The sequence below is a fragment of the Leucobacter fengyongliangi genome, assembly GCF_050971685.1.
Classification (GTDB): Bacteria; Actinomycetota; Actinomycetes; order Actinomycetales; family Microbacteriaceae; genus Leucobacter.
Genome location: NZ_JBPCEU010000003.1, coordinates 176068 through 189404, shown reverse-complemented (window position 1 = coordinate 189404; position 13337 = coordinate 176068). Strand labels below are relative to the sequence as shown.

The window sequence follows — 13337 nt, the reverse complement described above, 5'->3', positions numbered from 1 at the left end:
AGTTACACCCCACCTCCCCACACCGCATGAGTCATATAGCGGACTCCAGCGAAAGGAACCACCACAGTGCTCATTGCACAGCGCCCCACTCTGACGGAAGAGTCAATCTCCGAGTACCGCTCGCGCTTCGTGATCGAACCCCTTGAACCGGGTTTTGGCTACACGCTCGGCAACTCCCTCCGTCGCACCCTCCTCTCATCGATCCCTGGCGCCGCTGTAACCAGCGTCCGCTTCGAGGGCGTCGCACACGAGTTCAGCACGATCGCCGGTGTCACCGAAGACGTCACCGAGATCATCCTGAACATCAAGGCGCTTGTCGTCTCGAGCGAGCACGACGAGCCGATTACTGCGTACCTGCGCAAGACCGGTGCAGGTGAGGTCACCGCGGCCGACATCTCAGCACCCGCTGGCGTCGAGGTCCACAACCCGGAACTCGTGATCGCCACTCTGGGGGACCAGGCTCAGTTCGAGCTTGAGCTCACCATTGAGCGCGGTCGCGGCTACGTCTCCGCAGCGCAGAACCGAAACGAAGATGCCGAGGTCGGCCGGATTCCGGTTGACTCGATCTACTCGCCCGTGTTGAAGGTCACCTACCGCGTGGAGGCCACGCGTGCCGGTGAGCGAACCGACTTCGACCGCCTGGTGGTCGACGTTGAATCGAAGCCCGCCATCACGCCGCGCGACGCCATCGCTTCGGCCGGTTCCACACTGGTCGAACTGTTCGGCTTGGCGCGCGAACTCAACACCGCAGCAGAAGGCGTCGAGATTGGCCCGGCTCCGGCAGAGGTTGTCGTTGATGGAGAGCTCTCAATCCCCATTGAGGATCTCGACCTTTCGGTTCGCAGCTACAACTGCCTGAAGCGTGAAGGTATCAACACGGTCAGCGAGCTCGTTGCACTTTCCGAGGCCCAGCTGATGAACATTCGTAACTTCGGCCAGAAGAGCGTTTTCGAGGTGCGCGACAAGCTCACCGAGATGGGCCTTTCGTTGAAGGACGCCGTGCCCGGCTTTGACGGTGCACAGTTCTACAGCTACGAAGACGACGTCAACTAGTACTCGGTCGTTTTCGACCCACACTTTTCATTCAACGGAGTAAACAATGCCAAAGCCCAACAAGGGGCCCCGCCTCGGAGGCGGACCCGCCCACGAACGCCTGCTGCTCAACCAGATGGCTTCACAGCTGTTCGAGCACAAGCGCATCCAGACGACCGAAACGAAGGCGAAGCGGCTGCAGCCCGTCGCTGATCGCTTGGTGCAGTTCGCCAAGCGTGGTGACTTGCACGCTCGTCGTCGTGTCATGCGACAGATTCTCGATAAGTCGATCGTGCACGAGCTCTTCACTGAGATTGCGCCGCTGGTTGAGCACCGACAGGGTGGGTACACTCGCGTCATCAAGACCGGATTCCGCAAGGGTGACAACGCCCCGATGGCCGTGATCGAGCTGGTGCTTGAGCCCGTCAACCCGAAGCCCAAGAAGGCCAAGAAGGAAGAGTCGGCCGAGGCCGTCTCGCCCGTCGAGGTCGAAGAAGTTCTCGAGGCCGAAGAGGCCGAGGCGCCCGCTGCGACGGACGAGGCCGAGGTCTCGGAGGCTGAAGCTGGCGAAGAGACCGCTGCTGCTGAAGCTGCGTCAGACGCTGCCGAAGAAGCTGCAGCTGACAAGAAGTAATTCCACTTGGCGAAAGCCGAACGCTCCGAGGGTGCTTGCGCCCCGGGGCGTTCGGTGTTTCTAGGCGCGGAAGATGACCACGGACGGAAGGGAGCGCCGGTAGTGCATCGCAACGGCAATAGCGTTCGCCTCAGACTAGACATTGGATACGACGGCGCCGATTTTCACGGGTGGGCAGCGCAGCCTGGGCTGCGCACGGTGCAGGGGGAGCTGGAGTCGGCGCTGGCCGTTGTGCTTCGCCTGTCTGAACAGTTCGTCGCCCTCACTGTCGGTGGGCGCACTGACGCTGGGGTACACGCCCGCGGCCAGGTCGCTCATATCGATGTTCCGCACGAACTCGCAGATGGGCTTACCGAGCGGAGGCTCAACGGTGTGCTTCGGCGCGGTGCCCCAGACATAGCGGTCCATGCAGTGCGTGAGGTGCCGTCTGTGTTCGACGCGCGTTTCTCGGCACTCCGCCGTCGCTATGAGTACCGCGTGCGCGACCCGAGAGTCAGGCGTGATCCACTGACCGCTCGATTCACCGCAGACGTATCGCGACCGATCGATCCTGCGCTGTTGCAGGTTGCCTCGGATGAGTTGCTCGGGCTCAATGACTTCACCTCCTTCTGCAAGGCACGTGAAGGTGCCACTGCGATTCGCGAATTGATCCAGTTCGACTGGAGTCGTGCCGACGATGGTGTTTTCGTCGCTCGGCTCGAGGCTGATGCGTACTGTCACTCAATGGTGCGATCTCTGGTCGGGGCCGTGGTCGCTACCGCGAGCGGGCGCATCGGCATCACGGAGCTCGTGGAGTTACGAGAGGCCCGGGCGCGCACGAGTCGGTTTACCGTCATGCCAGCCCACGGACTCAGCCTGGAGGAGATCAGCTATCCGGCCGACGCCGATCTCGCAGCCAGAGCAGCGCTCACCCGCGCGAAGCGTGATCCACTGGAGAACTGAGCTGTGCTAGAGTTGATCTTTGGTGCGTCAGCATCCGAATTGTTGAGCCCTCCACGGTCGCTGAACTCGGGAAATCGAGACAGGGCATCGGAGCGGGATTCACGACACCTCCATTTCGATAGAAAGCAGCACGCTAGTGACTCGTACGTATTCGCCGAAGGCCGCTGAGCAGAAGCACGACTGGCTCATTATTGATGCCACCGACGTGGTTCTCGGCCGCCTCGCTTCCCAGGCAGCTGCGCTTCTGCGCGGCAAGCACAAGACCACCTTTGCTCCTCACATGGACATGGGTGATCACGTGATCATCATCAACGCGGCGAAGGTCGTGCTGACGGGCAACAAGGCAGCTCAGAAGAAGGCTTACCGTCACTCCGGTTACCCCGGTGGCTTGCGTTCGGTGACCTACAGCGACCTGCTCGAGAAGAATCCTGATCGCGCGGTCGAGAAGGCCATCCGCGGCATGCTTCCCAAGAACTCCCTCGGGCGTGACCAGTTCCGCAAGCTGAAGGTCTACTCGGGCCCTGAGCACCCGCACGCGGCGCAGCAGCCGACCCCCTTCACCATCGGCCAGGTCGCGCAGTAACGCGGCTCGAAAACTTTAGAAAAGAGAACTTCAAGTGACTGAAGAGACTGTGGCCGTCGAGAGCTACACCACCGAAACACCTGCAAACCAGGCTGCCGAGAAGGCACCCCGCCCCGCACTCACCGTTCCCGGTGCAGCCGTGGGTCGCCGTAAGCAGGCAATCGCTCGCGTTCGCCTCATTCCCGGTGCGGGCACCATGACCGTCAACGGGCGTGAACTGGCCGAGTACTTCCCGAACAAGCTGCACCAGCAGCTCATCACCGACCCGTTCACCGTGCTTGATCTCGTCGGCTCGTACGACGTGATCGCTCGCATTGATGGCGGTGGCCCCTCCGGACAGGCAGGTGCACTGCGCCTCGCCATTGCCCGCGCGCTCAACGAGATCGACGCAGAGCACAACCGTCCGACGCTGAAGAAGGCTGGGTTCCTCAGCCGCGATGCGCGCGTGATCGAGCGTAAGAAGGCCGGCCTCAAGAAGGCTCGTAAGGCTCCGCAGTACTCGAAGCGTTAGTCAACGCCCGAACTATGGTTCGCCTATTTGGCACGGACGGGGTCCGGGGCCTGGCTGGGGTCGATGTGACCGCCGAGCTGGCCCTGGGCCTCGCTCAGTCTGCGGCATTCGTGCTCGGTCGCGCCGCGCGTGCGGAAAGCCGCCGCGCGGTCGCCGTTGTTGCCCGCGACCCCCGAGTCTCGGGCGAGTTCATTTCAGCCGCGGTGGCGGCGGGGCTCGCTTCTGCGGGCGTCGATGTGCTCGAGGCTGGCGTGATTCCAACCCCCGCTGCGGCATACCTGGTCGCAGACTCTGGGGCTGACTTTGGGGTGATGGTTTCGGCCTCCCACAACCCGGCGGCAGATAACGGGATCAAATTCTTCGCCGCGGGCGGGCGCAAGCTCGCCGACGAGGTGGAAGACGAGATCGAAGCCGAGTTGGGGCGCCCGCACGGAGGATTCACTGGCCGCGAGGTCGGGCGGATCCGCCGATTTGCAGATGCCGAGGACCGCTACCTGGTGCATCTTCTGGGCACACTGGATGGTCTTAGCCTGGCAGGCATTCACGTGGTGCTCGACTGTGCCCACGGAGCAGCCGCAGGCATCTCACCCGATGTCTTCACTGACGCGGGTGCTCGCGTCACGGTGATCGGCAACGCCCCTGATGGTTTCAACATCAACGATGGGATTGGTTCCACCCACCTCGGCCCACTGATCGCCAAGGTTCGCGAAACCGGTGCCGACCTCGGGATCGCACACGACGGCGATGCAGATCGGTGCCTTGCTGTTGACGCCGATGGTGAAGTGATCGACGGTGACCGAATCATGGCGATTCTTGCCCTTTCCATGGCAAGCCGCGGCAAGCTCGTGCAGAATACGTTGGTCGCCACGGTAATGAGTAATCTTGGCCTCAGACTCGCGATGGCGAACAACGGCATTGACGTGGTCGAGACCGGGGTCGGTGATCGATACGTGCTCGAAAAACTGAACGCGCACGGCTATTCGCTGGGCGGTGAGCAGTCCGGACACGTCATCATGAGTGACTACGCCACCACCGGAGATGGGATCCTCACCGGTCTTCACCTTGCCGCGGAGATCGTGCGCACCGGAAAGACGATCGCCGAGCTGGCAGGCTGCATGACCGTGTACCCCCAGGTTCTTGTGAACGTACGCGGGGTGGATCGCAGCAAGGTTTCGGCAGATGACGTGCTGCAGCGAGCGGTGACGCAAGCAGAGATAGCGTTGGAAGGTCGAGGTCGCGTTCTGCTGCGCCCCTCGGGCACCGAGCCCGTTGTGCGCGTCATGGTCGAAGCAGAGAGCGAGTCGCAGGCACAAGAGCTTGCCGACGACCTCGCCGAGATCGTTCGTACCCGTCTCGCAATCTAGGAGAACCATGACCACCTCATCTTCGCGGCGCCCCTATCGGGTATTCGGTGCCGTTGCACTTCTCGGGGCATCTCTTGCGCTGACGGGCTGTGGCGCGGGCTCTGCTGGGGTGACCGCTGACTCCGAGCCCATCTCAACGACCGGGCCCGCAACCGAGGAATGCGCAGGTGTCTCGGTAGTTGTCGAATTTGGCAGCCTCGACATCGACGGCATCACGGAATGCGTTGATACCGACGAGCCCATTACCGCGGTGCAGGCATTCGAGCTTGCAAGCGTCGAACTCACTGAGGGTCAGGCATTTCCCGGATCGATTTGTCGAGTCGGAGGCGCGCCCGCGGCTGACCTTCAGCTGAGCTATTCCGGGCAAAGCTATACCGAGGACTGCACGGCCATGGGTCCGGTGTGGGCCTACTGGGGCCTATTTGTGGATCTGGGCAATGGGTGGGATTACGCGCAGGAGGGCGCCGCAACCCAACAGGTCGAGCCGGGCCAAGGCATCGCATTCTCGTGGCAGTTCGGTGACACCACCGAGCCGCAACTTCCCGCAGCCTAGGTGATGCGCGCCTCCCCGGCTGTCGATACTGGCGCGGGGTCGCTGCCTCCACGCGGCGCCGAATTGGCCCGACCCGGGCTCATCTGGGCGCTGGCTACGTTCGTCGCAGTCGCAGGTGCGATCGCACCCGTGCCCTGGTGGCAGCTCGGCATTATCACTGTCGCCCTGCTCGCGTGCCTCGCCACCGGACGAATTCACGCCCCCGCGCTCAGGCTCGGCGTGTGGGGTGCGATTATCTTTGTCGCTCTGCGGGTTGCCTACCGAGTGCTGTTCGCTCCAGTTCTGCCGCCGCCCGAATCCGCGATCGTGCTGCTCAGCCTCCCGGTGATCCCACTCGGAGGGCCGTTTGCGGGTGTCTCGCTCTTCGGTGCGCTCACGCTCGACCAACTCCTCACCACATTGACCGATGCGACTCGATTCGCCGTGGTCTTTGTGGTCTTTGGGGCGGCCAATGCGCTGGCAGATGCGCGCACTCTCCTGGCACGCTCGCCGCAAGCGTTCGTGCCGATCGCTACCACGCTTGCGCTTGCCCTCGGCAGTGTGCCAGCTCTGCTGGTCGCAGGTCACCGAGTGGATCGTGCAGCTCGCATGCGGGGGGAGCGACGGGGGCCGAGACTGCTCATTCCTGTGCTTGAGCAGGCGGTCGAGCGTGCGACCACCCTGGGTGCCTCGATGGAGCTGCGCGGGTACGGGGCAAAGCCCCGTTCTCTAGTCCGAGCTGAGCAAGGTGTTGATCCGCTCGTGGCCGTCGAGGAGGTCAGTGTGCGGTATGGGGAACGGGAAGTTCTCGTTCGGGCCTCACTTGAGCTCCGCGCGGGGGAGCTCACCTTCATCACCGGGCCCACGGGGTGCGGAAAGTCGAGTCTTCTCGCGGTGCTTGCTGGGCTCACTCCCGGCTACACCGGCGGCGAGGTCACGGGGACCGTGCGTATTGCTGGTGTCACCGTGCTGGGCGAAGGAGTGGATCCGCGCCCCGCCCGGGTCGCGGGGGACCTCGCACACGTGCCGCAGCGTGTTGAACACTCGTTTCTCGCGGAGACAGTGCGAGCTGAGTTGGAATTCGGCCCTCGAAGCCAGGGCCTCACTGGTGCCGCGCTTGCGGAGGCAGTCAACTCGTCACTGGGCCTGTTCGGGCTTGAGCCTTTGTCTGGACGAGAACCGGGTACGCTCAGCGCGGGTGAGGCGACGCGACTCGCGCTTGCCGCTGCGGTGGCGGTCAGGCCGCGGGTGCTCGTGCTCGACGAGCCAATCGCCGACCTCGACCCGCACTCGGTCACAGTGGTGCGGAGCGCGTTGCATGCGCTGCTCGGGCAGGGGTGCGCGGTGCTGATTGCCGAGCACCGCCAGGCCGCCCTCGCTGATCTCCCGACCGCGATGCCTACACAGTGGCTTCGCCTTGACCGCGGGCGGGTGGTCGCCGTGAAGCCTGGTCTCAGTTCTGCCGATTCGGCGCAGATGGCTGACCTCGTTGTGCCGACTGCGGGCCCGAGCGCTTCGGGTGCCGCGAGTATGGGTAACGCCCCACCTCGACTTGATCCGATCCTACTCGCGCGCGACCTGGTGGTCTCGCGCGGAGGGAACGAGTTGTTCCGACTTGACGACCTCGCCGTGCACCCGGGTGAAATCGTCGTATTGCGGGGCGCGAACGGGAGCGGGAAGACCAGTCTGCTCGAAGACATCGCACTTCCGCCGGGGGCACGCGGCGGCAGTCGGGCGGCCGGTGTCGCCCTGGTGCCGCACCGGGTCGATGACCTCCTGATTCGTGAGACCATCGAAGCCGAGTGTGACTTTGCTGATCGTCGAGCGGGTGCGCCGCGGGGCACCACATCGCGCCGATTCGCCGCGCTGATTGCCCGGCCCGCGGTGCCCCCCGCGCCTCACACCCACCCTCGGGACGCTTCGGCGGGTACCCGGCTCGCCTTGGCCATTGCGGTGCAACTCTCTGCTGCGCCGCGAGTGCTGCTGCTCGATGAGCCGACGCGCGGTCTTGATCTTGCCGCTCGGCGACGTCTGGCCGAACTCCTGACAGCGCACGCCTCCACGGGCGCCGCGGTGCTCCTCGCGACCCACGACGACGAATTCGCAGGCTTGCTGGCACGCGCTGGGGCCTCGGTTCGCGGGCTGCGCCTGGCTGACGGGAAGATCTCGTGAGCGGCCGCGTGCCCGAGGCCTCGTCAACGGAGAAGCCGCTGCGGGGCCGACACGCCTCTGGCCGTCGGGCACCGGGCGCTCGCACCTTCAGGCACCCCCGGCCGCTATCTCGGGTGTTTGCCGCAGCGCTCCTCGTGCTGGTCAGTCTCGGTGCACTGGCCGCTTTCACCTGGCCGTTTCTGGCGGCGGCCGTGCCCGGAGACGCGCGTGGCGCGATCCCTGCTCTCGCACTTGCCATGATTGTCGTGCTTGCGGCGGCGGTGATCGTTGCGCTATCTGACGGTGCCTCCGGCGCGATGTTCGTTGCCATGCTCGGAACCCTGACCGCGGTTGGGATGGTCATGCGTTTCCTCGGAACAGGGTTCGGTGGTTTCGAGACCGCTCTCATCCTGCTGATTCTGGCTGGCCGCGCGTTTGGGCCCCGCTTTGGGTTTCTCCTCGGAGCCACAGTAATGATGGGCTCATCGCTGCTATGGGGTGGTGTCGGCCCGTGGCTGCCGTTTCAGGTGTTTGCCGCAGGCTGGGTAGGGGCAGTCGCGGGCCTGATCCCCGGCGGGCGGCGGTTCGCCGGATCCCGCACCAGGTGGCCGGAACTAGCCTTGCTCGCGACCTACGGGGTACTCGCCTCATACGCTTTTGGGCTACTCATGAATGTTTGGTTCTGGCCCTTTGCGGTAGGCAGCGACACGAGCATTTCGTATGTTTCGGATGCTGGGGCCGGTGCCAATCTGGTGCGGTTCCTGAGCTACTCGTTCATCACCTCCACGCTGACGTGGGACACGGTGCGCGCGATCACCACGGCCGTGGGCATTCTTCTGATCGGTCGTCCGGTGCTGGCGGCACTGCGCCGCTCCGCACTCGCACGGCGACAGTAACGCCGTCGCTCACATTCTCCCGGTGCCTTGTTCTTCCCAGGGTGCCCTATTTGCACAAATAAGGCACCCTGAGACGAAGATGGGGCTTAGACCGAGAAGTACTTCGCCTCGGGGTGGTGAAACACGAATGCGTCCGTCGACTGTTCGGGGTGCAACTGCAGCTCTTCAGACAGGGTGACGCCGATACGCTCCGGGCGCAGCAGTTCGACGACCTTGCGCCGATCCGCCATATCGGGGCACGCCGGGTAGCCCAGCGAAAACCGGGCACCCCGGTAGCGCAGTTTGAAGTACCCCTCGATGTCGGTGGGTTCTTCCGACCCGAAGCCGAGTTCGGTGCGCACCCGGCTGTGCCAGTACTCGGCGAGCGACTCGGTGAGTTGAACGGCGAGGCCGTGCAGCTCCATGTACTCGCGATACTTGTCGCCCGCGAAGAGCTTCGCCGTGTGCTCGTCGACGCGCGCTCCGACCGTCACGAGCTGGGCGGAGAACACGTCGGTCTCGCCCGATTCCTTCGACCTGATAAAGTCCGCGAGACACAGGTGACGATCTCGCCGCTGCCTCGGGAACGTGAAGCGCAGCCGTTCGGCTCCGGGGGTCCCGCCTGATCCACCGTCGGGGGCCAGCACGCCACCCTGCTCACCGTGATGCAACACCACCACGTCGTTTCCCTCGCTGTAGGCCGGGAAATAACCGTAGACCACCGAGGCATCGAGCATGCCCTCGGTCTGCATGCGGTCAAGCCAGGATCGCAGCCTGGGCCGGCCCTCGCGGGCAACCAGCTCGTCATAGCTCAGACTGCCCTCACCGCGGCCGGACTTCAGGCCCCACTGGCCCATGAACACCGCGCGCTCGTCGAGCAGGGCAGCGTAGTCAGCGAGCGAAACGCCCTTCACGATGCGGGTGCCCCAGAACGGCGGCACGGGCACCGGATTGTCGGTGGCGACATCGCTGCGGGTGGGGAGGTTTTCGGGCTCGGTCAGGGTGAGCTTTGACCCGGCGCGGTGGATCCGCTTCTTCAGAGGTGGGAGCCCGACCTCGCCGGCATCCTCGCCGCGGGCGACACGCACGAGCGGCGCCATGAGATCGAGCCCCTCAAAGGCATCCTTCGCGTATCGCACCTCGCCGTCGAAGAGCTCCGCGAGGTCATCCTCGACGAACGCGCGGGTGAGTGCCGCACCGCCGAGGATCACGGGCCAACGCTTCGCAAGACCGCGAGAATTCAATTCCTGCAGGTTTTCCTTCATCACGACGGTGGACTTCACGAGCAGGCCGCTCATGCCGATCACATCGGCATCGTGCTCTTCTGCTGCCTTGATGATCTCGCTGATCGGCTGCTTGATGCCCAGATTAATGACCGTGTAGCCGTTGTTTGTCAGGATGATGTCGACGAGGTTTTTCCCGATGTCGTGCACGTCGCCCCGCACGGTCGCGATCACCATCGTGCCCTTGGACTGTGCCTTTTCGCCAGCGTCGAGCTTCTCCATGTGCGGCTCAAGCAGCGCAACCGACTTCTTCATCGTCTCAGCCGACTGCAGTACGAACGGCAACTGCATTTCTCCCGCGCCGAAGCGCTCACCGACGGTCTTCATGCCCGCGAGCAGGGTGTCGTTGATGATGCCGAGCGCGGTCTGTCCCTCGGCGAGTGCCAGCTCAAGGTCGCCCTCGAGACCCTTCTGGTCTCCGTCGATGATGCGACGTTCGAGACGTTCGGTCACCGGAAGTGCGGCGAGCTCGGCTGCGCGCTGGTCGCGCATGGAGGCGAGATCCACATCGGAAAAGAGGTCGAGCACGCGCGACAGCGGATCGTAGGTGAGGTTGCCCGCGTCGTCGTATCGACGACGGTCCCAGACGAGGTCGAGCGCGGCCTCGCGCTGCGCCTCGTCGATCTGCGCGAGCGGCACGATCTTCGCCGCGTGCACGATCGCCGAATCGAGCCCGGCCTGCACCGCCTCGTGCAGGAACACCGAGTTCAGCACCACGCGGGCGGCGGGGTTGAGCCCGAACGACACGTTCGAGACCCCGAGCGTCGTGTGCAGCCCCGGGTATTTTGCGGTGAGTTCGCCGATCGCCTCGATCGTCTCGATCGCATCGCGTCGCGTCTCCTCCTGCCCGGTCGCAATCGGAAAGGTCAGCGCATCCACAATGATGTCTCCGACCCGCATGCCCCACTGGCCGACCAGAGTGTCAATGAGCCGCGACGCGATGCGCACCTTATCGGCGCGGGTGCGCGCCTGCCCCTCCTCGTCAATGGTGAGCGCGATAACCGCCGCCCCGTGTTCCTTGACGAGTGGCATGATGCGGGCGAAGCGACTCGTGGGCCCCTCCCCGTCTTCGAAGTTCACCGAGTTAATGACCGGGCGGCCACCGATCAGTTCGAGCCCCGCCTGCAAGACCGCGGGCTCGGTCGAATCCATGACGATCGGCAGCGTCGACGCGCTCGCCAGACGCGACACCACGGCGCGAGCGTCGGCGACACCATCGCGGCCGACGTAGTCGATACACACGTCGAGCAGGTGCGCTCCGTCGCGGATCTGCGCCTTCGCAATCTCGACGCACTCATCCCAGTCCTCGGCGAGCATGGCTTCACGGAACGCCTTCGAACCGTTCGCGTTGGTGCGCTCGCCGATCGCGAGGAACGACGCATCCTGTCTGAGCGACACCGGTTGGTAGAGGCTCGCCACCTCGTCCTCGTGCGTGACCTCGCGAGGAGTCGGGCGCTCGCCGCCGAGCCGTTCGACGACCGCGCGCATGTGCGCCGGAGTGGTGCCACAGCACCCGCCCACGAGGCCGAGCCCGAACTCGCGCACGAACTGCTCCTCGGCGACCGCCAACTCGTCGGGAGTGAGGGGGTAGACGGCACCGTTCGGGCCGAGCTGGGGGAGCCCCGCGTTGGGCATCGCCATCACCGGGATGCCCGCGTGCTTGGACAGATACCTCAGGTGCTCGCTCATCTCGGCGGGGCCGGTGGCGCAATTCAGGCCGATCGCGTCGATGTCGAGCGCCTCGAGCGTCGCGAGGGCAGCGCCGATCTCGCTGCCCATCAGCATCGTGCCAGTGGTCTCGACCGTCACCTCGACGAAAATTGGTAGCCGCACACCGGTACGCTCGATCGCGAGCTTGCACCCGTTAACCGCGGACTTGGTCTGCAGCAGATCCTGGCTGGTTTCAATGAGAAACGCGTCGGTGCCGCCGCGGATGAGTCCCTCCGCCTGCAGCGCGAACGTTTCCTTCAGGTGAGCGTAGGTCGTGTGCCCGAGGCTCGGGAGTTTCGTACCCGGTCCCATCGATCCGAGCACCCAGCGCACACGGCCATCGGCCGCTTCGGCGTGATCCACAGCTTCTCGGGCAATGCGTGCGCCCGCCTCGGCGAGCTCCTCGATGCGATCGTCGATGTCGTAGTCGCTCAGATTCGACCAGTTCGCGCCGAAGGTGTTCGTCTCCACCGCGTCGATGCCGGTGGCGAGGTAGGCATCGTGAATCCGGCGGATCATGTCTGGGCGAGACACGTTCAGGATCTCGTTGCACCCCTCAAGCCCCTGAAAGTCCTCGAGGGTGGGGGCCTCGTCTTGCAGCTGTGTGCCCATCGCGCCGTCGGCAATCACGACCCGGCTGTTGATCGCTTCGATCAAGGCGCTGGATCGTGCGGGCATCTGCGGGGAGGAGTCAATCACCCTGCAAGTCTAGGCTGGTGCCGCTCAGAGCTTACGAAGTAAGACCTTCTGCACTCGGTGGTCGGGTTCCTTGCGAAGCACGAGTGAGGCCCGGGCCCGTGTCGGGCGAATGTTCTCGATGAGGTTCGGTTCATTGATGTTCTTCCAGAACTCAAGCCCCACCGCCCGGGCCTCGTCTTCCTCGAGCCCCGCGTACTGCCGAAAGCGCGAGTGGGGGTTTCGAAATGCGTCTTCCTTGAGTCGCAGAAAGCGTTCGACGAACCAGTGCTCGATGTCGACGGTGCGCGCATCGACGTAGATCGAGAAGTCGAAGAGGTCGGAGACCGCGAGCGGGTGCTGCATCGAGGCTGGTTGCAGCACATTGAGTCCCTCGACGATGAGGATGTCTGGGGAGAGCACCGTCGTAAACTCACCCGGAACGATGTCGTAGATCAGATGGCTGTAGTGCGGGGCCCTGGTTTCAGGAAACCCGGCCTTCACCTGCGAGACGAACCGCAGCAGCGCTCGCCGGTCGTAGGACTCGGGAAACCCCTTGCGATGCGAGATCCCACGGCGCTCAAGTTCGGCGTTGGGGTAGAGAAACCCGTCGGTCGTCACCAGCTGAACGTTCGGGGTCTCGGGCCAACGCGCGAGGAGGTCGCGCAGGATGCGTGCGACGGTCGATTTTCCGACCGCGACTGAACCCGCAATGCCCAGCACGAACGGGGTCGGCTGGTCGTTTCCCCGCCCCAGAAACCGGCGCGTACGTTTGTGGCCCTTGCGCGCGGCGATGGCGTACTGGTTGATGAGTCGGCTCAGTGGTCGATACACCTCGCTCACCTCGGCCATGTCAAGCGGCTCGCCGAGCCCCCGAAATGCGGAGACTTCGGCCTCGGTGAGTGGCATCGGAGTCTCACCTGCAAGCCTCGCCCATTCGTCGCGTCCGATCTCTATAAAGGGAGAGATCCCGTCGACCCGTGTCAGGGCGTGAGTGTCGTTGTTGTACTCAGTCATCGCTCCTCATCGTGCCACTAAACTGGGG

11 protein-coding genes are annotated in these 13337 nt (G+C 64.3%); 9 read left to right on the top strand and 2 right to left on the bottom strand.

The annotated features are described in order from the left end of the window. Positions 1 to 66: 66 nt before the first annotated feature. The 9 genes from ACR0R4_RS03800 (at position 67) to ACR0R4_RS03760 (ending at position 8645) form a co-directional block, all read left to right on the top strand. On the top strand, positions 67 to 1053 hold the full coding sequence (locus tag ACR0R4_RS03800; RefSeq protein ID WP_433646011.1) for a DNA-directed RNA polymerase subunit alpha: 987 nt from the start codon (positions 67 to 69) through the stop codon (positions 1051 to 1053). Between the two features lie 46 nt (positions 1054 to 1099). After that, positions 1100 to 1666: a 50S ribosomal protein L17 gene (gene rplQ / locus ACR0R4_RS03795; RefSeq protein WP_433646010.1), complete on the top strand. Its 567-nt coding sequence runs from the start codon at positions 1100 to 1102 to the stop codon at positions 1664 to 1666. Between the two features lie 102 nt (positions 1667 to 1768). After that, positions 1769 to 2608, top strand: a complete 840-nt coding sequence (truA, locus tag ACR0R4_RS03790) for a tRNA pseudouridine(38-40) synthase TruA (protein ID WP_433646009.1) — start codon at positions 1769 to 1771, stop codon at positions 2606 to 2608. Between the two features lie 136 nt (positions 2609 to 2744). Beyond that, a complete protein-coding gene (gene rplM / locus ACR0R4_RS03785; protein ID WP_433646008.1) occupies positions 2745 to 3191 on the top strand; it encodes a 50S ribosomal protein L13 in 447 nt (148 codons plus the stop codon). 34 nt (positions 3192 to 3225) lie between these two features. After that, positions 3226 to 3702, top strand: a complete 477-nt coding sequence (rpsI, locus tag ACR0R4_RS03780) for a 30S ribosomal protein S9 (protein WP_433646007.1) — start codon at positions 3226 to 3228, stop codon at positions 3700 to 3702. 14 nt (positions 3703 to 3716) lie between these two features. Next, on the top strand, positions 3717 to 5066 hold the full coding sequence (gene glmM / locus ACR0R4_RS03775; protein WP_433646006.1) for a phosphoglucosamine mutase: 1350 nt from the start codon (positions 3717 to 3719) through the stop codon (positions 5064 to 5066). A gap of 7 nt (positions 5067 to 5073) precedes the next feature. Beyond that, positions 5074 to 5619 (top strand): hypothetical protein, encoded by a 546-nt coding sequence (locus ACR0R4_RS03770; RefSeq protein WP_433646005.1) that lies wholly within the window; start codon positions 5074 to 5076, stop codon positions 5617 to 5619. Between the two features lie 3 nt (positions 5620 to 5622). Continuing rightward, positions 5623 to 7770, top strand: a complete 2148-nt coding sequence (locus ACR0R4_RS03765) for an ATP-binding cassette domain-containing protein (RefSeq protein WP_433646003.1) — start codon at positions 5623 to 5625, stop codon at positions 7768 to 7770. Beyond that, a complete protein-coding gene (locus tag ACR0R4_RS03760; protein ID WP_433646002.1) occupies positions 7767 to 8645 on the top strand; it encodes an ECF transporter S component in 879 nt (292 codons plus the stop codon). Before ACR0R4_RS03765 ends, ACR0R4_RS03760 begins: the two co-directional genes overlap by 4 nt. Positions 8646 to 8731: 86 nt before the next feature. Here the strand turns inward: ACR0R4_RS03760 and metH are convergent, their stop codons facing one another. Together metH and coaA are read right to left on the bottom strand one after the other, a co-directional pair. Then, positions 8732 to 12295, bottom strand: a complete 3564-nt coding sequence (gene metH / locus ACR0R4_RS03755; RefSeq protein WP_433646043.1) for a methionine synthase — start codon at positions 12293 to 12295, stop codon at positions 8732 to 8734. Between the two features lie 45 nt (positions 12296 to 12340). After that, the gene (coaA, locus tag ACR0R4_RS03750; RefSeq protein ID WP_433646001.1) at positions 12341 to 13309 is read right to left on the bottom strand and encodes a type I pantothenate kinase; all 969 of its coding nucleotides are present in this window, start codon (positions 13307 to 13309) and stop codon (positions 12341 to 12343) included. Positions 13310 to 13337: the final 28 nt, after the last annotated feature.

Bases quoted from the DNA above. Each gene is read 5' to 3' on its own strand.
- glmM (WP_433646006.1), top strand. From the start codon at position 3,717: ATGGTTCGCCTATTTGGCACGGACGGGGTCCGGGGCCTGGCTGGGGTC.
- coaA (WP_433646001.1), bottom strand. From the start codon at position 13,309: ATGACTGAGTACAACAACGACACTCACGCCCTGACACGGGTCGACGGG.
- ACR0R4_RS03765 (WP_433646003.1), top strand. From the start codon at position 5,623: ATGCGCGCCTCCCCGGCTGTCGATACTGGCGCGGGGTCGCTGCCTCCA.
- rplQ (WP_433646010.1), top strand. From the start codon at position 1,100: ATGCCAAAGCCCAACAAGGGGCCCCGCCTCGGAGGCGGACCCGCCCAC.
- metH (WP_433646043.1), bottom strand. From the start codon at position 12,295: ATGCCCGCACGATCCAGCGCCTTGATCGAAGCGATCAACAGCCGGGTC.
- ACR0R4_RS03770 (WP_433646005.1), top strand. From the start codon at position 5,074: ATGACCACCTCATCTTCGCGGCGCCCCTATCGGGTATTCGGTGCCGTT.